Annotated in this window: 17 protein-coding genes; 11 read left to right on the forward strand and 6 right to left on the reverse strand. The window is 68.5% G+C overall.

Going from position 1 to position 21130, the window contains the following annotated elements; all coding sequences use genetic code 11:
* Positions 1-8 precede the first annotated feature (8 nt).
* The gene (locus tag FPV16_RS13065) at positions 9-3434 is read left to right on the forward strand and encodes an acyl-[ACP]--phospholipid O-acyltransferase (RefSeq protein ID WP_227438712.1); all 3426 of its coding nucleotides are present in this window, start codon (positions 9-11) and stop codon (positions 3432-3434) included.
* Here the strand turns inward: FPV16_RS13065 and FPV16_RS13070 are convergent.
* Both FPV16_RS13070 and FPV16_RS13075 read right to left on the reverse strand, forming a co-directional pair.
* Positions 3371-4606, reverse strand: coding sequence for an aminotransferase class I/II-fold pyridoxal phosphate-dependent enzyme (locus FPV16_RS13070; RefSeq protein ID WP_227438714.1), 1236 nt, complete (start codon positions 4604-4606; stop codon positions 3371-3373). The genes FPV16_RS13065 and FPV16_RS13070 overlap by 64 nt on opposite strands.
* Before the next feature lie 50 nt (positions 4607-4656).
* Positions 4657-6222 carry a hypothetical protein gene (locus FPV16_RS13075; protein ID WP_227438715.1) on the reverse strand — a complete coding sequence of 522 codons (1566 nt, stop codon included), beginning with the start codon at positions 6220-6222 and terminating at the stop codon, positions 4657-4659.
* 148 nt (positions 6223-6370) lie between these two features.
* Here FPV16_RS13075 and FPV16_RS13080 point away from each other — a divergent pair, with 148 nt between their 5' ends.
* The 3 genes from FPV16_RS13080 to FPV16_RS13090 all read left to right on the forward strand — a co-directional run bounded on the left by FPV16_RS13080 (position 6371) and on the right by FPV16_RS13090 (position 9003).
* Positions 6371-7654: an adenosylmethionine--8-amino-7-oxononanoate transaminase gene (locus tag FPV16_RS13080; protein WP_227438785.1), complete on the forward strand. Its 1284-nt coding sequence runs from the start codon at positions 6371-6373 to the stop codon at positions 7652-7654.
* A gap of 82 nt (positions 7655-7736) precedes the next feature.
* On the forward strand, positions 7737-8126 hold the full coding sequence (locus FPV16_RS13085; protein ID WP_227438716.1) for a response regulator: 390 nt from the start codon (positions 7737-7739) through the stop codon (positions 8124-8126).
* A 214-nt stretch (positions 8127-8340) separates the two neighbouring features.
* Positions 8341-9003, forward strand: a complete 663-nt coding sequence (locus FPV16_RS13090) for a MarR family winged helix-turn-helix transcriptional regulator (protein WP_227438718.1) — start codon at positions 8341-8343, stop codon at positions 9001-9003.
* Positions 9004-9060: 57 nt separating this feature from the next.
* Here the strand turns inward: FPV16_RS13090 and FPV16_RS13095 are convergent, their stop codons facing one another.
* Positions 9061-9309, reverse strand: a complete 249-nt coding sequence (locus tag FPV16_RS13095; RefSeq protein ID WP_227438720.1) for a hypothetical protein — start codon at positions 9307-9309, stop codon at positions 9061-9063.
* 133 nt (positions 9310-9442) lie between these two features.
* Positions 9443-9709: a hypothetical protein gene (locus tag FPV16_RS13100; RefSeq protein WP_018045876.1), complete on the reverse strand. Its 267-nt coding sequence runs from the start codon at positions 9707-9709 to the stop codon at positions 9443-9445.
* A 434-nt stretch (positions 9710-10143) separates the two neighbouring features.
* Here FPV16_RS13100 and ileS point away from each other — a divergent pair, with 434 nt between their 5' ends.
* The 5 genes from ileS (at position 10144) to FPV16_RS13125 (ending at position 17497) form a co-directional block, all read left to right on the forward strand.
* Positions 10144-13128, forward strand: a complete 2985-nt coding sequence (ileS, locus tag FPV16_RS13105; protein WP_227438721.1) for an isoleucine--tRNA ligase — start codon at positions 10144-10146, stop codon at positions 13126-13128.
* A 59-nt stretch (positions 13129-13187) separates the two neighbouring features.
* A complete protein-coding gene (gene lspA / locus FPV16_RS13110; protein ID WP_227438722.1) occupies positions 13188-13688 on the forward strand; it encodes a signal peptidase II in 501 nt (166 codons plus the stop codon).
* Between the two features lie 211 nt (positions 13689-13899).
* Positions 13900-14529 (forward strand): hypothetical protein, encoded by a 630-nt coding sequence (locus FPV16_RS13115; protein ID WP_227438724.1) that lies wholly within the window; start codon positions 13900-13902, stop codon positions 14527-14529.
* A gap of 216 nt (positions 14530-14745) precedes the next feature.
* Positions 14746-16131 (forward strand): M16 family metallopeptidase, encoded by a 1386-nt coding sequence (locus FPV16_RS13120; RefSeq protein ID WP_227438726.1) that lies wholly within the window; start codon positions 14746-14748, stop codon positions 16129-16131.
* Positions 16132-16195: 64 nt separating this feature from the next.
* Positions 16196-17497: a M16 family metallopeptidase gene (locus tag FPV16_RS13125; protein WP_227438728.1), complete on the forward strand. Its 1302-nt coding sequence runs from the start codon at positions 16196-16198 to the stop codon at positions 17495-17497.
* Between the two features lie 203 nt (positions 17498-17700).
* On the opposite strand, the gene FPV16_RS13130 is transcribed toward FPV16_RS13125, so the two are convergent.
* Entirely contained in the window at positions 17701-18126 is a 426-nt protein-coding gene (locus tag FPV16_RS13130; protein WP_227438730.1) for a MarR family winged helix-turn-helix transcriptional regulator, read from the reverse strand.
* Positions 18127-18281: 155 nt separating this feature from the next.
* Between FPV16_RS13130 and FPV16_RS13135 the strand changes: the two genes are divergently transcribed.
* Positions 18282-19604: an MFS transporter gene (locus FPV16_RS13135; protein WP_227438732.1), complete on the forward strand. Its 1323-nt coding sequence runs from the start codon at positions 18282-18284 to the stop codon at positions 19602-19604.
* A 29-nt stretch (positions 19605-19633) separates the two neighbouring features.
* On the opposite strand, the gene FPV16_RS13140 is transcribed toward FPV16_RS13135, so the two are convergent.
* Positions 19634-20170 carry a L,D-transpeptidase family protein gene (locus FPV16_RS13140; RefSeq protein ID WP_227438734.1) on the reverse strand — a complete coding sequence of 179 codons (537 nt, stop codon included), beginning with the start codon at positions 20168-20170 and terminating at the stop codon, positions 19634-19636.
* Positions 20171-20440: 270 nt separating this feature from the next.
* Here FPV16_RS13140 and FPV16_RS13145 point away from each other — a divergent pair, with 270 nt between their 5' ends.
* Complete coding sequence (locus tag FPV16_RS13145; RefSeq protein WP_227438736.1) at positions 20441-21127, forward strand: response regulator transcription factor; 687 nt, start codon at positions 20441-20443, stop codon at positions 21125-21127.
* Positions 21128-21130: the final 3 nt, after the last annotated feature.

The following is a 21130-nucleotide window of genomic DNA, read 5'->3' on the forward strand; positions in this document are numbered from 1 at the left end:
AGACCCTGATGTTCCGTACCTTGATGACGACCCGCCGGTTCGCGCCCCTGTTCTGGTGCCAATTCTTCTCGGCCTTCAACGACAATTTCCTGAAGAACGCTTTGGTCTTCCTAATCCTGTTCAAGGTCGCGGGCGCCGGGGGAGAGGCCGCCCATCCGGGCATCCTGGTGACGCTGGCCGGTGCCGTCTTCATCGGCCCGTTCTTTATCCTGTCGGGTCTCGGAGGCGAGCTCGCCGACCGCTACGACAAGGCGCTCATCGCCAAGCGCCTGAAATTCGCGGAGATCTTCGCCGCCGCCGCCGCCGCGATCGGCTTTTTCCTCCACTCGGTGCCAGTCCTGTTCGTGGCGCTCGGCCTGTTCGGCACGGTGGCGGCCCTGTTCGGCCCGATCAAGTACGGCATCCTGCCCGACCACCTGAAGCGCAACGAACTCACCGCCGGTAATGCCCTGGTCGAGGCCGCGACCTTCCTGGCCATCCTGCTCGGCACTATCGTGGCGGGGTTCGCCAGCGCGCTCGGTGGCGATGCCCTGGCCTTCAGCGCCCTGATCATGGTGTTCGCGATCCTGTGCTGGCTCTCGGCCCGGCAGATCCCCTCCACCGGCGAGGCGGCGCCGACGCTCAGGATCGATCCCAACGTCGCCCGCTCCACCGTGGCCCTGCTGCGCGACCTCTACGCCGATACCCGGCTGTGGCGCGGCTCGCTCATCGTCAGCTGGTTCTGGCTGGTGGGCGCGGTGGTGCTCGCCCTGCTGCCGGTGCTGGTGCGCGAGAGCCTGAACGGCTCGGAGACCGTGGTCACCCTGCTGCTCGCGATCTTCTCGGTGGGCATCGCCGTCGGCTCGGCCCTGGCCTCATGGCTCGCCAGCGGACGCATCGTCCTGTTGCCGACGCCGATCGGCGCCCTGTTCATGGGCCTGTTTGCCCTCGATCTGGCCTGGACCGTCGCGCACCTGCCGCCGGTATCCGGCGAGGTGATGGGCGCCGGCGCCTTCCTCTCCACCGGGACGGGCCTGCGCGTGGCGGCCGCCTTCGCCGGCCTCGCCATCGCCGGCGGCCTCTACATCGTCCCGTCCTTCGCCGCCGTGCAGGCCTGGACCGACAAGGACAAGCGCGCCCGCGTCATCGGCGCCGTCAACGTGCTCACCGCCGCCTTCATGGTCACCGGGGCGCTGGGGCTCGCCGCCCTGCAGGGGGCGGGCTGGTCCATGGCCTCTCTCCTCACCCTCATCGGCGTCGGCAACCTCGCCGCCGGCGTCATCGTGCTGAAGGTGATGCCGACGAGCGCCTTCCGCGACTTCCTCTCGATCCTGTTCCGCGCCTTCTACCGCCTCGAGGTCCGCGGCCTGGAGAACGTGGAGAAGGCCGGCCCCAACGCCATCATCGCCCTCAACCACGTCTCGTTCCTCGATGCGCCGCTGGCCCTCTCGCTCCTCGACAAAGAGCCGGTCTTCGCCGTCGACCACGGCATCGCCCAGCGCTGGTGGGTGAAGCCGTTCCTCCGCGTCACCAAGGCGATGCCCCTGGACCCGACCCGGCCGCTGGCCACCCGCACGCTCATCAACGCGGTGAAGAGCGGCGAGACGCTGATCATCTTCCCCGAGGGGCGCCTCACCGTCACGGGCAGCCTGATGAAGGTCTATGACGGTGCCGGCCTCATTGCCGACAAGTCCGGCGCCAAGGTGGTGCCGGTGAAGATCGAGGGCCTGGAGAAGACCGCCTTCTCGCGCCTCTCCCGCAACCAGGTCCGCCGCCGCTGGTGGCCGAAGGTCATCGTCACGGTGATGTCGCCGGTGGCGCTTACCGTCGATCCCGCGCTCAAGGGCAAGAACCGGCGGCGCGCGGCTGGAGCGGCGCTCTACGACATCATGTCCGATCTCGTCTTCGACACCGCCTTCATCGACCGCAGCGTGATGAGCGCCCTGATCCAGGCCGGGAACGACCATGGCTGGCGCCGCACGGCGGTGGAGGACCCGGTCACGGGGACACTCAGCTATTCGCGCCTCGTCATGGGCGCCAACATCCTGGGCCGGAAGCTGATGCCGCTGGCCGCCGAGGGCAAGGCCATCGGGCTGATGCTGCCCAATGCCAACGGCGCGGCGGTGACGTTCTTCGCCCTGGCGAGCTCCGGGCGGGTTCCGGCGATGATCAACTTCTCGGCCGGCCCCGCCAACGTCCTCTCGGCCTGCTCGGCGGCGGAGGTCGACACCATCCTCACCTCCCGCGCCTTCATCGAGAAGGGCCGCCTCGGACCGCTGATCGAGGCGATCCAGGGCAAGGTGAAGCTCGTCTACCTGGAGGACGTGCGCGCCAGCGTCACCACCGGGGACAAGATCCGCGGCTTCCTCAGCCCCCGCAAGCCCCTCGTGGCGCGGCGTGGCGACGATCCGGCGGCGATCCTGTTCACCTCGGGTTCGGAGGGCACGCCCAAGGGCGTGGTGCTCGCCCATCGCTGCATGCTCGCCAACACCGCCCAGGTCGCCGCCCGTATCGATTTCGGGCCGACCGACAAGGTGTTCAACGTCCTGCCCGTGTTCCACGCCTTCGGCCTGACGGCGGGCCTGATCCTGCCCCTCGTCTCCGGCGTGCCGGTCTACCTCTATCCCTCGCCGCTGCATTACCGGATCGTGCCGGAACTGATCTACGGTTCGAATGCCACCGTCCTGTTCGGCACCGACACCTTCCTCGCCGGCTACGCCAAGACGGCCCATTCCTACGATCTGCGCTCGCTCCGTTACGTGGTGGCCGGTGCGGAAGCGGTGAAGCAGGCGACCCGCAAGACCTGGAGCGAGAAGTTCGGCCTGCGCATCCTCGAGGGCTACGGCGTGACCGAATGCGGGCCGGTGGTCGCCCTTAACACCCCGATGTTCAACCGCTTCGGCACGGTGGGCCGGCTCCTGCCGGGCATCGCGTTCCGCCTCGAACCGGTCCCCGGCATCGAGGAGGGCGGCCGCCTCTCGGTGAAGGGGCCGAACGTGATGCTCGGCTACCTCCGGGCCGAAAAGCCCGGTGTGCTCGAGGCGCCGCCGGAGGGCTGGCACGATACCGGCGACATCGTCGCCATCGACGCGGAGGGCTTCGTCACGATCAAGGGGCGCGCCAAGCGCTTCGCCAAGATCGCCGGAGAGATGGTGTCACTCGCTGGGATCGAGGCCATCGCCGCCGAACTCTGGCCGGATACGCCGAGCGCGGTGGCGGCGGTGCCGGATGCGCGAAAAGGCGAGCGGCTGATCCTGTTCACGGAGCGCAAGGACGCCACCCGCCCCGCCTACCAGGCCTTCGCCAAGGCCAAGGGCGCCACCGAGATCGCCATCCCGGCCGAAGTGGTGGTCCTCGACAAGCTGCCGATGCTGGGGACCGGCAAGGTGGATCAGGTCGGCGTGGTCAAGCTGGCGCACGAGCGGGCCGGCGGCGAGTCCACCGCTGCGGCGTAGTTCTGGCGAACCCTCTCCCGCAAAGGGGGGAGGGTTCGTGGCCATTGTCCCATCACCGCCTCGGCCAGCCCATCCACCTGCGCCTCCGTATGCGCGGCGGAGAAGGCCACACGCAGCCGCGCCGTCCCGGCCGGCACCGTGGGCGGGCGGATGGCGACGACGAGGTAGCCCTGCTCCACCAGGGCCGCCGAAAGGCCCAGAGCGGCGTCCGCCTCGCCGATGAGGATGGGGACGATGGGGCTCTGTGCCTCGGGGAGGCCGAGTTGCGTGGTGAAGCGGCGGGCCAGGGCCAGGGGCCGGGCGGCGAAATCCGGCTCGGCCTCCACGATGTCGAGGGCGGCCAGGGCGGCCGCCGCCGAGGCCGGAGGCAGCCCGGTGGTGTAGACGAAGCTGCGGGCGCGGCTCGTCATCAAGTCGACCACCGCGCGGGAGGCGCAGAGATAACCGCCATAGGAGCCGAGCGTCTTCGACAGGGTGCCCATTTCGAGGGGCGCCCGCGCGTCCTTCCCGATGACGCCGAGGCCGTGGGCGTCGTCCACCAGGGTCCAGGCATCGTGCGCGTCGGCGAGGTTCAGGATGTCGGCGAGGGGCCCCCGGTCGCCGTCCATGCTGTAGACCCGCTCTGTGAGGATCAGCGCGTGCTGATGGCGGGAGCGGTGCTTGGCCAGAAGCGATTCGAGATCACCGAGATCGTTATGGGCGAACCGCAGCACCTTCGCGCCGGAGAGCCGTGCGCCCGCCCAGAGGCAGGAATGGCCGAGCGCGTCCACGAGGATCAGGTCGCGTGGGCCGGCGAGCCCGGAGACGATGCCAAGATTGGCGAGATAGCCACTGCCGAAGACCAGGGCCGCTTCCGTCCCCTTATGGGCGGCCAGGCGCTCTTCCAGGGCCGCGAGGGGCGGATGGCTGCCGGTGACGAGGCGGGAAGCACCGGCGCCGGTGCCGTGGCGCGCAGTCGCGGCTTGAGCCGCCGCGATGACGCGCGGATCCTGCGATAGGCCGAGGTAATCGTTGCAGGAGAACGAGACGAGGCTGCGCCCGTGTCGCGTCGCCGCCGCCTGAGGGCCGCGCGTGGTAGGGACGAGATGCCGGCGCAGGGAGGTCTCGTCGAGGCGGGCGAGATGGTCGCGGGCGAACGCTTCGAGGCTGGTAATGCGGTCGAGGTCGGACATGGGAGCGGGAAGGAGGCCCGTGCCATTCCGATGTCAAGCACGCGCGATGGTCACTCGCGCGGCCGGCGCCTCTCGATGCGGTAGAGCGCGAAGCGCGCAGATGCCGCCAGGGGCACGAGCAGGCCCGGCATCGGGTTCGGAGCCGAGGGGCCGACGACGTAGAGATAGTCGAAATCCGCGGTCCAGCTGCGGGTATAGCCCGGCGCGTCCGCGTTGGGCCGGCCCTCGGCGATGTCGCGCAGGATCACCATCGCCGTCGGGCCGCCATAGGGGACGGCGAGATGACGGTAGCCTTCGATCACCGTCACCGGCTGCTTGCCGATGGAGGTGAACAGCGTCGGCACGAACGCATCCGCATAGGCGACGGCCAGGGTCACCGCATTGTAGATCGGATAATCGGAGAGGTCGTTGAGGGGCGGGTCCTCGCCGCTGCCGCTATGGCCGACGAGGACGCGGGACTTCGGCTTCAGCTGCCCGAAGGAGGTGAGGAGCGCCGCATACTCGCTTCGGTAGATCGCCGCGACGGTGAAGGCGCAGGCCAGGTTCACCAGGGTCACGCCCAGGACGACCGCCGCCGTGATGCGTTCCCAGACCCGGCTCGGCGGCGACACCACGATGAAGCCCGGCACGATCAGAAGAGAGGCCACCGTCACCCGCAGGTCGACGAAAGCGGTGTCGAACAGGCGTGTGGGCAGGGCGACGAAGAGACCCGCGAGACTGCCGGCCAGCCAGAAGCCGGATTGAACGGCGCGGAACGCGCCGCGCGATGCGAGCAGGACGGTGAGTCCGACGAGAGAGACGGTCCCGGCGGCCGAGAGCCACAGGCTGTAGCCGTTCAAGGTCGCGAAGAGCATCACGAGCTTCCAATGCCCGTTCCAGGCGGTACCGTCCTGGCCGACTGAGCCGCCGGTCGCTCTCATGATCGAGAAGGCGACGACCGCCGGCAGGGCAAGGGCCAGGAAGCGCCCCATCGTCGTCGGCAGGCCGGGATTCCGATTTCGGGCACGCCAGAGCTCATGGATGCCGAGGGTGAAGCCGTAGAGGCCGAGCGCGAACAGGTGGGCGCCGAACAGCAGGGCCACGAAGAGTGTGTGAAGCGCGAGCCGGAGCGGCAAGGCTCGGTCCTGCAGGACGATCCAGCCGGCGATCCCCCACAGCGCGATGCCGACGGCGAACTGGAAGTTCACGAAGCCCCAGGCGAAGGGAACGCTGTAGAGCACCAGCAACGCGAGGAAGCCACTCACCTGAAAGCGGCGCTTTACGGCGAGTTCGAGGGCGATGGCCCCGGTGATCGTGAGGATCTGGCTCGCCAGCAGGAACAGCCGGGTCGCGAGTTCGACGCTCGTGACCCGCGCGATGAGCGGGACGACGAGGTCCATGGCGAGGTTGGGATAGAGCGCCCAGGTCACCCGGTAGAAGGGATGCGCCTCCGGGGTTCCGTCACGCACGAGGATGTGCATGCGGGCGAGGTGGTTGGGATAATCCACCATCGCCGGGATCGGCATTGTCAGCACCGGAAGCAAGGCGATGACGAACAGGAGGGCAAACAGCGCAACGGCCAGGGGGGAGGTGCCCCAAGGCCGGCCGGGGACGAGTTCGGGTCTCTCGGCAGGCACAGGGCGGTCCCGAAAAAACGACATCCCTCCGGAAGGCCGGTCGATGGCCCGGAGGGCAGGATCGCGGACCATGCCTCCGGCGACTTTAAGATCGGGTTAGAGGCACGCTCCCTTGACCGTTCAGCCCCGCGCGCTCATCCCCCCGACCATGCCTGCCTCACCTCAGCCCGCGCGTCCGAAACACGCCCTCTGGCGGCCTTATACGCAGATGCGGAATGCGGTGCCGCCCCTCGAGGCGGTGCGCACCGCGGGCTCGCGGATCGTGCTCGCCGACGGGCGCGAGCTCATCGACGGCATCGCCTCGTGGTGGACGGCGGTCCATGGCTACAACCATCCGCATATCCGCGCGGCGGTGGCGGCCCAGCTCGATGCCATGCCCCATGTGATGTTCGGGGGGCTCACCCATGCACCGGCCGAGCGCCTGGCCTCGCGCCTTGCCACCCTGGCACCGGGCGACCTCGACCACGTGTTCTTCACCGATTCCGGATCGGTGGCGGTGGAGGTGGCCCTCAAGATGGCCGCGCAGATGTGGCTCAACCGGGGCATCGCCGGACGCAGCCGGTTCCTCGCCTTCCGGGGCGGCTACCATGGCGACACGATGGGGGCGATGTCGGTCTGCGACCCGGAGGAGGGCATGCACCGCCACTTCGGCGCCTATTTGCCGGCTCAGCTTTTCTGCGACCTGCCGCGCGATGACGCCACCGCCGACGCCCTCGACCGTGCCTTGACGGAGCATGCCGATACCCTCGCGGCGATCATCGTCGAGCCCCTGGTCCAGGGGGCCGGAGGCATGGTGATGCATGCCCCCGAGACCCTGGCGCGGGTGGCGCGGGCGGCGGAGCGGCACGGCCTGCCCCTCATCGCCGACGAGATCTTCACCGGTTTCGGCCGCACCGGCACCCTGTTCGCCTGCGAGAAGGCCGGGATCGTGCCCGACATCCTCTGTCTGTCGAAAGCGCTCACCGGCGGCACCATGGCGTTGGCCGCGACGATCGCGCGGCGTCCGGTCTTCGACGCCTTCCTGTCCGAAGACCCGTCGGCGGCGCTGATGCACGGCCCGACCTTCATGGCCAACCCCCTCGCCTGCGCTGCCGCGAATGCCAGTCTCGACCTGTTCGAGACCGAGCCGCGTCTCGAACAGGCACGGGCGATCGAGATCCGCTTGGCGGAGGGGCTCTTCAGTCTGCGGGGCCTTGCCGGTATCGCCGACATCCGCGTCCTCGGCGCCATCGGGGTCGTGCAATTCGAACGCGCACCCGATCTCGCGGCGCTCAAGGCGCGCCTGGTGGAGCAGGGTGTCTGGGTCCGCCCCTTCGGCGACATCATCTATCTGACGCCGGCCCTGACCATCGCGCCGGACGATCTCGACCGTTTGTGCGAAGCCGTGGTCCATGCCGTACGCGCGACGTTGGACGCCGGCGCGCGGGGGTGAAAATCTGTCCGCCCGTGACCTGCAACCTGAACGGATGTTTATCGTTGGATCAAGTTGGGTCAAACGGTGAAGGGTGGGCATCGTGGTGAATGAGACGACGCGCTCGGACGACGACAGGCCGGTGATCCTCCTCGTCGAGGATGAAGCCCTGACGATCATGGACCTTGGGGATGTCCTCGAGGATGGCGGCTATGAGACGGTGCAATGCGCATCCGCGGAGCGGGCGCTGGGCATCCTCCAGGCCCGCACCGATATCTGCGGGTTGATCACGGATGTGGAATTGTCGGGCAAGGTCAACGGGTTCGATCTCGCCAACGCGGTGTCGGAAGCCCGTCCGACCCTGCCGATCGTCATCGTGTCGGGCCGTGCCGCCCCCGACCCGGAACGTATTCCGGCGGGCGCCCGCTTCATTTCCCGTCCCTGCACCGGAGAAGACATCCTTCAGCAGATCCAGAAGCTGATGCCCTGCTGAGACGCCGGGCGACAGTTCCGAGCCGATCGTCGGCCTGATTTCGGCCGGCGAAGAACGTCTCGCCGGCCGTTGGTTTCAGCGCGAATTTGAGCCGACTGTCATCTCAGCTTCACGAGCTGGACGCCATCTGCACGCAAATGATCCGCCTCCTTCGCCGGAATCTCGATCGGCGGCGTGGGAGCGCGGGCTCCTGCGAGCGTGGAGTCGGGCGGCGATGGTTTCGGCTGAAGAGCGAGGGGCGATATCGTCCGGCAAGGTCACATCATCGGGCAAGACCGAATCGGGCAGGGCCGACAAGGCCGGCAGGGACACCGAACAGACGATGGGCAAATCCGACAAGCGTATTCGCCCTCCCGGCTCGAAGAGCGTCGGCTGGGCCCTGGTCCAGGCGGCGCGGCTGCACCGCTCCCGGGTGGGGGATCGTCTTGCCGCCCTCGACCTGTTCGCCGGCCAGGAACAGGTGGTTCAGGCTTTGGCGGTCGCCGGCACGATGACCATGGGCGATCTCGCCGCCACCTTGCGGGTCCGGCCGCCCACGGCCTCGAAGACGATCTCGCGCCTCGCGGCCCTCGGCTTCGTCGAACGGCGCGCGGAGGCGGGGGACGGCCGCATCGTCCGCGTGCGACTCACCGATGCGGGCCTCGCCAAGGCGGAGGCCATCGAGCGCATATGGGACGAGGTCGAGGCGGAGATGCTCGATGGGTTCGACGGCAAGGAGCGCCGCCGCCTGCGCAAGCTCCTGCGCAAGGCCGCCCGCAACCTCGCCGACGTCTCGGGTGTCACCGGCCACGAAGTCGATGGCGATTCCGATATCGAGAACGATGACGACGAGCCCGATGCGCTGGTCGTGCCGATCCAGAGCGATCGGCTCGACTGAGCCGGATTGACACTCGCCCTCCAGGGTGTTGCGAGTGTCCGGGTGGGGAGGCCGGCTTCAGGTCTTCCTGGCAATGCCGGAATGGGCGTGATGGCCGCGAGGGCGCCTGAATACACGCCGCTGTTTTCGCCGCGCCAGCCTGAGGGCAAGGCGCCCGGCGAGTCGGTCTATCGCCATGACGACGGCGCTGACGATGATGGCGAGCGTGCAGACGCTGCCGATGAGGATTCCGACGACACCCGGTGTCGGGATCACCATCAGGGAGACGAGCCCGAACAGAGCCGTGAGGGGAACCCATTTTGCCATCGGCGCGGCCGGCCCGTTTGCGAGGAACGAGCCCACGCTAGTGAGTCTGTATAAAGACAAGCTTAAACCATTGAACCACGTTGCGAATTGCGGCCCGCCCTCTCCTCTGCGGGAAGGCCGGGCCGCGATTGCTTCAGCGGTGGTGACGATGACGGTAATGGCGCCGCGAATTCATGCGCGTCCGGTAGGCGCGACGGCCCGGATCGATCCCGAGAGCGCCGTTGACCGTCCCGACCGCGCCGCCGACGGCGCCGCCCACGATACCGCCGATCGGTCCGCCGACGCGGTCACCCTCGGCCGCGCCGCGGCGGACGCCGCCGGGAAGGCCCTGGGCCTCGGCCGCGCCCGACAGGGCGAAAGCGGATAGGACGAGGGTTGCAGCAAGCAATGCCTTCTTCATGACGGGATTTCCTCTTCTTCTTTTCGAAGACCGGCTGCGGTCTTGCGGCCGGATCGACCTTCAGCGTTCGGATCTGCGCCGGTCCCGACCGGGATGGCACGCCGTCACGCATGGGATGATAACGGCCGAGCTTCCAAAAGGTCGCATCGATCCCGATCGGCACTCGCCGGCGCGTGACCGGCCAGACGATGCGAGAGGATGATCGCCTCGCGGCTGCTGGTTTCTGCCGTCCGGCGCTGCTAGAAGCCGGGAATGCGCGTTCTCGACGTCCCGCGCGGCCTGAGCCGCCTTCGAATTACGAGCCCGGCCTCCGCCTGAAGGCCGCTGCGGCGGCCCGAGCGGGAGCCGGGAGGGCGGCCCACCGCCTCCGTTCGCCGACATCGGCCAGACGCCGACCGTCCTGAAGATCAGCGCACCGTTTCGCAGAAGACCCCATGACCGATTCGACAGCCCCCGACGCCGGCCAGCCCGCCCGCGACTATTCGCAGACCCTGTTCCTGCCCAAGACCGAGTTCCCCATGCGGGCCGGCCTGCCGGTGCGCGAGCCCCTCCTCCTGGAGCGCTGGGCCGCCATCGACCTCTACGGCCGGATCAGGGTGAAGGCCGCCGGCCGCCCGAAATTCGTGCTCCATGACGGCCCGCCCTACGCCAACGGCAACATCCATATCGGCACGGCGCTCAACAAGATCCTGAAGGACGTCATCGTCCGCTCTCAGGGCGCCCTCGGCTACGACGCCAATTATGTACCGGGCTGGGACTGCCACGGCCTGCCGATCGAGTGGAAGATCGAGGAGCAGTACCGCGCCAAGGGCCGCAACAAGGACGACGTGCCGGTCCTCGAATTCCGCCAGGAATGCCGGGCCTTCGCCGGTCAATGGCTCGATACGCAGCGGACCGAGTTCAAGCGCCTCGGCGTCACCGGCGACTGGGATCACCCCTACGCGACCATGACCTTCCCGGCGGAGGCCACGATCGCGCGCGAACTCATGACCTTCTCCATGACCGGCCAGCTCTATCGCGGCTCGAAGCCGGTGATGTGGTCCGTGGTGGAGAAGACGGCGCTGGCGGAAGCCGAGGTCGAGTACGAGGATCATGTCAGCGATACGATCTTCGTAGCGTTCCGGGTCGCCGCCGGAGCACCGGGCGACCTTGCGGCCGCGCGAGTCGTGATCTGGACGACCACCCCTTGGACGATGCCGGGCAACCGCGCCGTCGCCTATTCGAAGCGGGTGGCCTACGGCCTCTACCGCGTTACCGCGGCAGCCGAGGACAATTGGGCCAAGACCGGCGACACCTACCTCCTCGCCGACACCCTGGCCGCTAGCGTCTTCGCCTCGGCCCGCGTGGAGGCGTTCGAGCGCGTCCGCGACGTGACGGCCGCAGAGCTTGCCGGCCTCACCCTCTCGCATCCGCTTGCCGGGCACGTCGCCGGCTACGACTTCCAGGTTCCCCTCCTCGAAGGCGACCACGTCACCGACGAGGCCGGCACCGGCTTCGTCCATACGGCGCCAGGCCATGGCCGCGAGGATTTCGAGGTCTGGATGGCCAATGGCCGTGCGCTCGCCCAGCGCGGCATCGACACCCGCATCCCCTACACCGTCGATGCCGATGGGGCGCTTACCGAGGAGGCCCCCGGTTTCACGGGAAAACTCGTCCTCACCCCCAAGGGCGACAAGGGCGACGCCAACAAGGCGGTGATCGCCGCCCTGACAGAGGCCGGCACCCTGGTGGCGCGCGGCACGCTCAAGCACAGCTACCCGCATTCCTGGCGCTCGAAGAAGCCGGTGATCTTCCGCAATACGCCCCAATGGTTCATCGCGCTGGACAAGCCGGTGGAATCCCTCGGTGAGAAGACGCTGCGCGAGGTGGCGCTGAGATCCATCGACGAGACGCGGTGGGTGCCTGCCCAAGGCAAGAACCGCATCACCGGCATGGTTGCCAACCGCCCAGACTGGGTGGTGTCGCGCCAGCGCGCCTGGGGCGTACCGATCACCGTCTTCGTGAAGAAGGGCACCAGCGAAGTCCTGCGTGACGAGGCCGTGAATGCCCGCATCGCCGAGGCCTTCCTCGCCGAAGGCGCCGACGCCTGGTTCACCGACGGCGACGGCGCCCGCTTCCTCGCGCCGGATCACGATCCGGCAAACTACGAAAAGGTGACAGACGTCCTCGACGTCTGGTTCGATTCCGGCTCGACCCACGCCTTCGTCCTCGACGACCCGGACCAGTTCCCCGGCCTGTCCGGCGTGGTGCGCAAGCGCGACGGCGGCCGGGACACGGTGATGTATCTCGAAGGCTCCGACCAGCATCGCGGCTGGTTCCAGTCGTCGCTGCTGGAATCCGCCGGCACACGCGGACGCGCGCCCTACGACATCGTCCTCACCCACGGCTTCGTCCTCGACCCCAAGGGTCTGAAGATGTCGAAATCGAAGGGCAACGTCGTCGCGCCTCAGAGTGTCATCAAGGATTCGGGCGCCGACATCCTGCGCCTCTGGGTGGCGGCCTCCGATTACGCGGACGATCTGCGCATCGGGCCGGAGATCATCAAGACCTTCGCCGAGACCTACCGCAAGCTGCGCAACTCGCTGCGCTGGATGCTCGGCTCGCTGGCGCATTTCGAGGCGGGCGAACCCGTGCCCCATGCCGAGTTGCCCGAGTTGGAGCGGCTGATCCTGCATCGCCTCTGCGAACTCGACGGCGAGATCCGCGAGGCCTACGCCACCTTCGACACCAAGCGGGTGGTGGCGCTCCTCAACGGCTTCATGACCGGCGACCTCTCGGCCTTCTATTTCGACGTGAGGAAGGACGCGCTCTATTGCGACCCGATCTCGTCGCAGGTCCGGCGCGCCGCGCTGCAGGTGATCGACGAGACCTTCCGCCGGGTGACGATCTGGCTTGCCCCCGTCCTCGCCTTCACGGCGGAGGAGGCCTGGCTCGACCGTTACCCGTCGGATGTCGGCTCGGTCCATCTCGAGACGCTGCCCGAGACCCCCGCCTCCTGGCGGAATCCCGCCCTCGCGGAGCGTTGGCAGAAGATCCGCCGGGTGCGCCGCGTGGTTACCGGCGCCCTGGAGATCGAGCGTGCGGCCAAGCGCATCGGAGCGAGCCTCGAAGCGGCGCCGACCGTGTACATCGCCGATCCCGATCTGCTCACCGCCCTCGACGGGATCGATTTCTCGGAAGTCTGCATCACCTCCGGCATCACGATCGTCCAGGGAGAGGCCCCGGAAGAGGCCTTCCGCATCGATGATGTGCGCGGCGTGGCGGTGGTCTCCGGACCGGCCAAGGGCCGCAAATGTGCCCGGTCGTGGCGCGTCTCCGAGACGGTCGGCTCCGATCCCGATTACCCGGACGTGACGCCCCGCGACGCCCAGGCGCTGCGGGAATGGGATAGGCTGAACGCTGCGGCGGGCGTGGCGTGAAGGTTTCGGGACCTGACGTTGGCCTCTCCCCCTCCTCGGGGGAAGGGGGAGGCGCTGGCATGCCCCCCTTCCGCCTCGGCTTTCTCATCCTTCTCGCCACCCTCGTCCTCGATCAGGCCTCCAAGCTCTGGCTCTATTTCGGCACCGATCTGGTGCTGACGCAGCCGTGGCATCTGACTGCCTTCGCGGATGTCGTCGTTGTCTGGAATCGCGGCATCTCCTACGGCCTGTTCCAGCAGGATGGCGGCCTCGGCCGCTGGATCCTGGTGGCGGTGTCCGTGGCGGCATCGATCGGGATGATCGCCTGGATGCGCCGCGCCTCGTCGGCGCTGCTGGCGGCCGCCCTCGGGCTCATCGCAGGCGGGGCGATCGGCAACGCCATCGACCGGGCGGCCTATGGCGCGGTGTTCGACTTCGTGCACCTCCATGCCGGCGCTTGGTCCTGGTACGTGTTCAACATCGCCGATGCGGCCATCGTCGCCGGGGTCGTCGGCCTCCTCATCGACAGCCTGATCCCGGTCCGGCGCCCCCGCGACGAGGCCTCGCCGGGCGGCCCCTGAAGATTCGTGCGGCTGTGATCCGTAAACCACACTGCGGATCGTTGTGTCGGTGAGGCTGGTGCGCTGCGGTCAAGGCGCCATACGTTCGCCTGAAACCGCCGTCAGGCCACGAGGGCAAGACCGGCATCGACCGACACCAACACGCGCCAGCACGTTCCGGGCAGGCATTCGAGCTGGCGCATTCTGCGGGCCGGCGCAATTTGGGGGCAGCATGATCGGGCATCGCGGGTTCATTCTCGGCCTTACCGGACTCCTTGCGGCGAGCGGCGCGCAGGCGCAGCAGGGCGTGTTCATGCGCGACACCCTGAGCAGCATCGGCCTCATCGAGGCCGAGAAGCCGGCCATCACTTATCGCGAGCGGGCTCCCCTGGTGATGCCGCCCAAGCTCGACGGCAAGGCGCTGCCGCCGCCGCGCGCTGCCACCGCCACGCCGCAATGGCCCAAGGATCCCGAGATCGTCCAGCGCGATCGCGAACTCGCAGACGCGAAGAAGCCGATCTCCCGCGGGGCGCAGGGGCGGATGAACGACAACAACATGACGCTTTCCCTCGACGAGATGCGCGGCGGCCGTCGCGCCGATGCCAGCGTGCGCACCGAACCGGGCCGTCCCGAGAGCGACGGCGCCTCCTCGTCGATCTGGAGCCCCTTCGACATCTTCGGCAAGCGCGAGGAGAAGGCCGAGCCCATCCTCGCCGAGCCCGATCGCGACACGCTCACCGACCCGCCGAACGGATACCGCAAGGCCCCGAAGGCGGTCGCCCGCAACAACAGCGACCCCATCAACAATCCCTCGCGCGAGCGTGAGGAATCCGATCCGGGTGCCTACATTCGCGGTCGCTAGCCAGGTTCCGAGAGGAGCCCGCGGACGGTCCCGTCGCTCATAGAGGAGATGGCCCCGTCCCGCTGGATCCAGCGCCTGTACCCGGCGCCCAAGAGGTGACGGTACGGGATTTGCCCTGACCTCGGCCCTACGGATTCGTGGCATCCGAGGATTGCGCAAGGGGCATTGCGTTCATGACGGGCGGTCACGCATGGCCGACGTATCAAGGAAAAAACGATGCATCTGTTGCGGAAGGATACGCCCGGGTTCTCGCTCAACCGCCGCTACGGCCATGCCGGCCGGGCCGAGGCCGCGCCGTTCGGGCGGTCCGAAGCAGGTGGCCCCGAAGTCTCCGCCTTTGCCCTCGATAACGGCCTCGACGTCGTCGTGGTGCCCGATCACCGCGCACCGGTGGTGACGCACATGGTGTGGTACCGCAACGGTTCGGCTGATGATCCGATCGGGCAGTCCGGCATCGCGCATTTCCTCGAACACCTGATGTTCAAGGGCACGGAGAAACATCCGGTCGGCGCCTTTTCGCAGGCCGTGTCCGGCCTCGGCGGCCAGGAGAACGCCTTCACCTCCTACGACTACACCGCCTATTTCCAGCGCGTCGCCCGCGACCATCTCAAAACCATGATGGAGTTCGAGGCCGACCGCATGACCGGTCTCGTCCTCGAGGATGCCGTGGTGGCGCCCGAGCGTGACGTGGTGCTGGAAGAGCGCCGCATGCGGGTCGAGACCGATCCTTCGGCCCAGCTTTCCGAGGCCATGGCTGCCTCGCTCTTCGTGCATCACCCCTACGGCACGCCGATCATCGGCTGGATGCACGAGATCGAGGATCTCAACCGCACCCACGCCCTTGACTATTACAACCGCTTCTACACCCCCGAGAACGCCATCCTGGTCGTTGCCGGCGATGTGACGCCCGACGAGGTCCGCCGGCTCGCCGACGACACCTACGGCCTCGTGACACCGCGCGGTGCCCGGCCGGTGCGCGTGCGTGCCAAGGAGCCCGAGCCCCGCGCACTCCGCCGGCTCAGCGTCGTCGATCCGAAGGTCGAGCAGCCGACCCTGCAACGGCTCTATCTCACCCCATCCTGCATGACCGCCCGCGACGGCGAGTGCCACGCCCTGGAATTGCTGGCCGAGGTGATGGGCGGCGGCTCCACCTCGTTCCTCTACCGCAAGCTGGTGATGGAGCTCGGCGTCGCCGTGAATGCCGGCGCCTGGTACATGGGCTCGGCCATCGACGACACGCGCTTCTCGGTCTACGCCATCCCCGCCGAGGGCGTGAGCCTGGAGCGCCTGGAGGACGAGGTCGACCGCATTCTGCGCCGCGTCCCCTCCGAGGCCCTGGGTCCGGAGGCCATCGAACGGGCCAAGACCCGGCTCGTGGCCGAGACGGTCTATTCCTCCGACAGCCAGTCGTCGCTGGCCCGCATCTACGGCTCGGCGCTCGCCATCGGCGAGAGCATCGAGGAGGTCCGCCGCTGGCCCTCCGACATCGAGGGCGTGACGCGAGATCGCCTCGCCGCCGTGGCCGAGCGTTACCTGATCCCCGCCCGCTCCGTCACCGGATACCTGACCAAGACGCGCGATCCCGACGCCGCCGTTGCGTGAGACGAGTCTCACGCACGATCCCGCTGATCCCGGCCCGGGCGCCCAGAAGAAGAATGAGGTTCTCATGAACTCGGTCGAAGCCAATCTGGTCGATACCGCCGCCCGCAGCGCGAACGCTCCCACGCTGGCGCTTCCGGTGGCCGCCGCCGCGGGCATCGAGGCCTGGCACGTGGAATCGCCCGTAGTGCCGATGATCGCCCTCGCCTTCACCTTCGAGGGCGGGGCGGCTCAGGATCCGGAGGGCAAGGGCGGCGTGGCGCAGATGCTGGCGCGCCTCCTCGACGAGGGCGCCGGCGACCTCTCCTCCGATGCCTTCCAGGAGCGTCTGGCCGCGCGGGCCATCGAACTCTCGTTCCATGCCGGCGCCGACGCGGTGGGCGGCTCCCTCAAGATGCTGGTCAAGCACGCCGACGAGGCCATCGACCTCCTCGCCCTGGCGCTCGCCAAGCCGCGCTTCGATCCCGACGCCATCGAGCGGGTGCGGGCCCAGACGCTGGCCGGCCTGCGCTACCAGCAGAACGATCCGGGCGTGATGGCGTCACGCCGCTTCTTTGCCGAAGCCTATGCCGGCCATCCCTATGCCCGTCCCTCGTCGGGCACACCGGAGAGCATCGCGGCCATCACCCGTGACGACCTCGTGGCGATGCACCGGCAGATCATCGGCCGCGGCGGCCTGAAGGTTGCCGCTGTTGGGGCCATCGACGCCGACCGGCTGGCCGATGCCCTCAACCGCGCCTTCGGTGTCCTCGACGAGGCCGGGCCGCTGAACGCCGTGCCTCAGACCCAGGTCGGCCAGCTCGGGCGCCGCGTCGTCGTCGATATCGACGTGCCGCAATCGGTCCTGCGCTTCGGCATGGGCGGCGTGCCGTGGAAGGACCCGGATTTCATCCCCGCCTACGTGCTCAATCACATCCTCGGCGGCGGCTCCTTCACCTCGCGCCTGTTCCAGGAAGTGCGCGAGAAGCGTGGGCTGGCCTATTCGGTCGGGACTTCTCTGGTCAGCCACCGCGCCAGCGCCATGACCTGGGGCTATACCGCCACCAAGAACGAGCGCGTCGGCGAAGCCCTGTCGGTGATCGGCGACGAGATCGGCCGTCTGATCAGCGACGGCCCGTCCGACGAGGAGCTTCAGAAGGCCAAGGACTACCTCACCGGCTCCTATGCGCTCGGTTTCGACACCTCGACCAAGATCGCGCACCAGCTCGTGCAGATCGCCTTCGAGGGGCTGGGCATGGATTACTTCGCCCGCCGCAACGAGATGGTGACGAACGTGACCCAGGCGGATATCCGCCGCGCCGGCGCCCGCACCTTCGCCGATGGCAGGATGCTGGTGGTGGCCGCGGGGCGCCCCACGGATTTTCTGTAGGATTCGGATGCTTCGCGGGGGCATAGCCCGGCCCCCGGCTCACCGTCCGCTTCGCTTCAGGCGGCCGGGGAAGGTGTCGCTTGAATGGGCGAGGGCGGCGGTCTGACCGGCACTCTCAAGCTGTCGAACCAACTCCCCTCTCCGGATGCCTAAAGGGCGATCCGGGATGCAGCCGAGGACCGCATCGCGCCAGCGCCCCCCTATCAGACCGACAGGGCGAGCCGCTCGGCCGCCCGGCGCAGGTCTGCCGCCGGTACTGCACCGTAGCATTCCTCGAACGTTTGCTGCGCCCGTTCCCAGAAGGGCAGCGCTTCCGCGATGCGCCTTTGGCCCGCCACCGTGAGGGTAAGGGAGCGCGTGCGGCCGTCCGGTCCGGGACCGGCGGCGATGAGCCCGTCGCGGGTGAGCGGGTGCAGGGCACGGCCCATCGTGGTCCGGTCCATCACCATGATCTCGGCAAAGCCGTTGATGGAGATCGGCCCGACGCGGGCGAGCCCGCGCAACAGGCCGTACTGGCTGGTGCGCAGGCCGGTCGGCGCGAGATGCTGGTCGTAATGCTGCGTCAGCCGGCGCGACGCCTGGCGAAGGGCGAGGCAGTGGCACTGCGAGACCGGTGCCGGATGGTCCATCGCGAGAGGTCCTCGAGAGACGGGTCACAGGGGTACGGACGACGCGCTTGTCTAACGAGTGCATATGCGCCTATGCAAGGGTCGAACGCGTCGCGGTGCCAGGCCTCCCGCCCGGTCATCGCGCCGAACCCCCATGCGGAACTCGACGAGGCCGTATGCCCAGCGCCGCTCCCTTCGGGTCACTATCGAACGTCGTTGCCGCGCCCCTCGCCCGTCGCAACGTCCATTACGGCTGGGTCGTTGCCGGCGTCACCTTCCTCACCATGCTGGTGACGGCCGGCGCCGTGGGCGCGCCGGGCGTGCTGATCCTGCCCTTGCAGAAGGAATTCGGCTGGGACACGGCGACGATCTCCTCGGCATTGGCCGTGCGCTTCGTCCTGTTCGGATTGATGGGGCCTTTCGCGGCCCAGCTGATGAACCGCTACGGCCCACGCCGCATCGTGCTCCTGGCGCTTCTCCTCATCGTCGGGGGGCTCCTCACCTCCCTGTTCATGAGCGAGGTCTGGCAACTGGTCGTGCTTTGGGGCGTCGTCGTCGGCATCGGCACGGGACTCACCGCCCTGGTGCTCGGCGCCACCATCGCGACCCGCTGGTTCTCACGCTCGCGCGGCCTCGTGGTCGGTCTCCTCACCGCGAGTTCGGCCACCGGCCAGCTCATCGTGCTGCCGCTTCTCGCCGCTCTCACCGAGCATCTCGGCTGGCGTGCCGCGCTCCTCGTGATCTGCGGCCTCCTGCTCACGGCGGGGCTCGCCGTCACGGCGCTGATGCGAGACCGGCCGGAGGACATGGATCTGGCCCCCTACGGCGAGACCGCCGTCACCGGCACCGTTCCGCCGCCAAGCGTGAGTGGCTCCGCCCTCGGGGCCTTGGCGGAGGCGTCGCGTACGAGCGTCTTCTGGGTGCTCTTCGCCACGTTCTTCATCTGCGGGGCCAGCACCAACGGGCTGATCCAGACCCATTTCATCCCCCTCTGCGCCGATTACGGCATCGGCCCGGTGCAGGGGGCGAGCGTGCTCGCGGCGATGGGCGTGTTCGACTTCATCGGCACGGTGGCGTCGGGCTGGCTCTCCGACCGCTACGACAACCGCTGGCTCCTGTTCTGGTATTACGGCCTGCGCGGCCTCTCGCTGATGTTCCTGCCCTTCTCGGACTTCTCCTTCGTCGGCCTGTCGGTCTTCGCCGCCTTCTACGGCCTCGACTGGATCGCCACGGTGCCGCCCACCGTGCGGCTCACCGCCGCCCGGTTCGGGCGCGAGAAAGCGAACCTCGTCTTCGGCTGGGTGTTCGCGGGCCACCAGCTCGGGGCCGCCGCCATCGCCTACGGCGCCGGCCTCTCGCGCACCGCTTTGTCGAGCTACCTGCCGGCCTTCTTCGCCGCTGGCGCCCTGTGCATCCTCGCCGCCGTCCTGGTCATGACCCTGTCGCGGCCCGGCGACCGGCGGGACGCATCATCCGCTGCTCTGCCGGCGCGGGGGTAGCCTGGGCGGAAGGGTCGCGGATGCGGGCGTCAGAGAATCTGCAGATGCGTGCGCGGCCCGAGGCGCCGCAGCAACCGGACGAGATCGGTTCGCTTCACCGCGACGCAGCCCTCCGTCGGCAGGTATCCGGCCCGCGCCACATGCAGGAAGATCGCCGAGCCGCGCCCCGGCCGGATCGGCTGACGGTTGTAGTCGAGATCGACGACGAGGTCGTAGAGACCGTCCTCCCGCCACATCCGCTCCGCGCTCACGCCGGGGGCGGGCAGGGCGATCGGGCGGTTGTAGCGCCGGTCGCGCGGGTCGTCGCACCAGCCGTCGTTCTGTCGCGTCCGGCGCAGAGCCAGCGCGGTGCGGGGGCGCGCCCCGAAATGGTCCGGGCGATAGGCCCCGGCCCGCAGGCGGAAGACACCCCGCGGGGACAGGCCGTCCCCTTCGCGCTTGACCTGACCGATGCCGGAGCGGCCGAGCGCGCAGGGAATGACCGCATTCGCGGCGAGAATCTGCCCGCGGGTGGGGTCGCTCACCAGCCGTCGGACGCGGATGCGGGAGAGAGTCAGGCGGATCATGTCCGCCTTATCGTCCGGACGGACCGGTTCGAGCCAGCCCATTCCCCGGCGAGAATGCACGACGACCGCGCCGATGCGAAACTTTTTCGGACGTAGAACCGTCACGGACGTGCAAAGTCGGCCCTCGGCGTGACGGCGTTCAAGTTTCTGACACAAACCCGCCATCACTCTGCTGTGTAGGCTCGCGGCCGACGACGTGGCCGTCTCTCAAGTTTTCGGGATCGGCCCGTCCGGGCGCCTCCCAGTTGCGTGTGAAAGTATCCCCGGCCGATGTCGACCACCCATCGCCTGCTCATCTGCGACGACGACGAGTCCCTGCGCGAAACCTTGATCGAACAGCTCGATCTGTACGAGGAGTTCGTCACCGTCAGCGCGGAGGACGCGACATCCGCCCTCGCCCGCGTGGCCGAGGACCGGATCGATCTCGCGATCATGGATGTCGGCCTGCCGGACATGGACGGGCGCGAGGCGGTGCGGACCATGCGCCGTAACGGCTATCGCGGCCCGGTCATCATGCTGAGCGCACAGGATTCGGAAGAAGACACGGTGGAGGGCCTGGAAGCGGGCGCCAACGATTATGTCTCGAAGCCGTTCAAGTTCGCCGTGCTCCTCGCGCGCATCCGCGCGCATCTGCGCAGCCACGAAGCCAGCGAGGACGCCGTCTTCCAGATCGGCCCCTACACGTTCCGCCCCGGCGCCAAGCTCCTCGTCTGCGAGCGCGGCTCGAAGCTCAAGCTCACCGAGAAGGAGACCGCGATCCTGCGTTTCCTCTACCGCGCCGGCCGCGAGGTGGTGGGCCGCGACACGCTGCTCGCCGAGGTCTGGGGCTACAACGCCCAGGTCACCACGCATACGCTGGAGACCCACATCTACCGCCTGCGCCAGAAGATCGAGCCGAACCCGGCCGTCACCGCCATCCTCGTGACGGAAGGCGGCGGCTACAAGCTGCTGCCGTGACGG

The organism is Methylobacterium sp. W2, assembly GCF_020662345.1.
Classification (GTDB): Bacteria; Pseudomonadota; Alphaproteobacteria; order Rhizobiales; family Beijerinckiaceae; genus Methylobacterium.

Bases quoted from the DNA above. Each gene is read 5' to 3' on its own strand.
- lspA (WP_227438722.1), top strand. From the start codon at position 13,188: ATGCCCCCCTTCCGCCTCGGCTTTCTCATCCTTCTCGCCACCCTCGTC.
- FPV16_RS13145 (WP_227438736.1), top strand. From the start codon at position 20,441: ATGTCGACCACCCATCGCCTGCTCATCTGCGACGACGACGAGTCCCTG.
- FPV16_RS13090 (WP_227438718.1), top strand. From the start codon at position 8,341: ATGGTTTCGGCTGAAGAGCGAGGGGCGATATCGTCCGGCAAGGTCACA.
- FPV16_RS13095 (WP_227438720.1), bottom strand. From the start codon at position 9,309: ATGGCAAAATGGGTTCCCCTCACGGCTCTGTTCGGGCTCGTCTCCCTG.
- ileS (WP_227438721.1), top strand. From the start codon at position 10,144: ATGACCGATTCGACAGCCCCCGACGCCGGCCAGCCCGCCCGCGACTAT.
- FPV16_RS13130 (WP_227438730.1), bottom strand. From the start codon at position 18,126: ATGGACCATCCGGCACCGGTCTCGCAGTGCCACTGCCTCGCCCTTCGC.
- FPV16_RS13070 (WP_227438714.1), bottom strand. From the start codon at position 4,606: ATGTCCGACCTCGACCGCATTACCAGCCTCGAAGCGTTCGCCCGCGAC.
- FPV16_RS13100 (WP_018045876.1), bottom strand. From the start codon at position 9,709: ATGAAGAAGGCATTGCTTGCTGCAACCCTCGTCCTATCCGCTTTCGCC.
- FPV16_RS13140 (WP_227438734.1), bottom strand. From the start codon at position 20,170: ATGATCCGCCTGACTCTCTCCCGCATCCGCGTCCGACGGCTGGTGAGC.
- FPV16_RS13120 (WP_227438726.1), top strand. From the start codon at position 14,746: ATGCATCTGTTGCGGAAGGATACGCCCGGGTTCTCGCTCAACCGCCGC.
- FPV16_RS13115 (WP_227438724.1), top strand. From the start codon at position 13,900: ATGATCGGGCATCGCGGGTTCATTCTCGGCCTTACCGGACTCCTTGCG.
- FPV16_RS13125 (WP_227438728.1), top strand. From the start codon at position 16,196: ATGAACTCGGTCGAAGCCAATCTGGTCGATACCGCCGCCCGCAGCGCG.
- FPV16_RS13065 (WP_227438712.1), top strand. From the start codon at position 9: ATGTTCCGTACCTTGATGACGACCCGCCGGTTCGCGCCCCTGTTCTGG.
- FPV16_RS13080 (WP_227438785.1), top strand. From the start codon at position 6,371: ATGCCTGCCTCACCTCAGCCCGCGCGTCCGAAACACGCCCTCTGGCGG.
- FPV16_RS13135 (WP_227438732.1), top strand. From the start codon at position 18,282: ATGCCCAGCGCCGCTCCCTTCGGGTCACTATCGAACGTCGTTGCCGCG.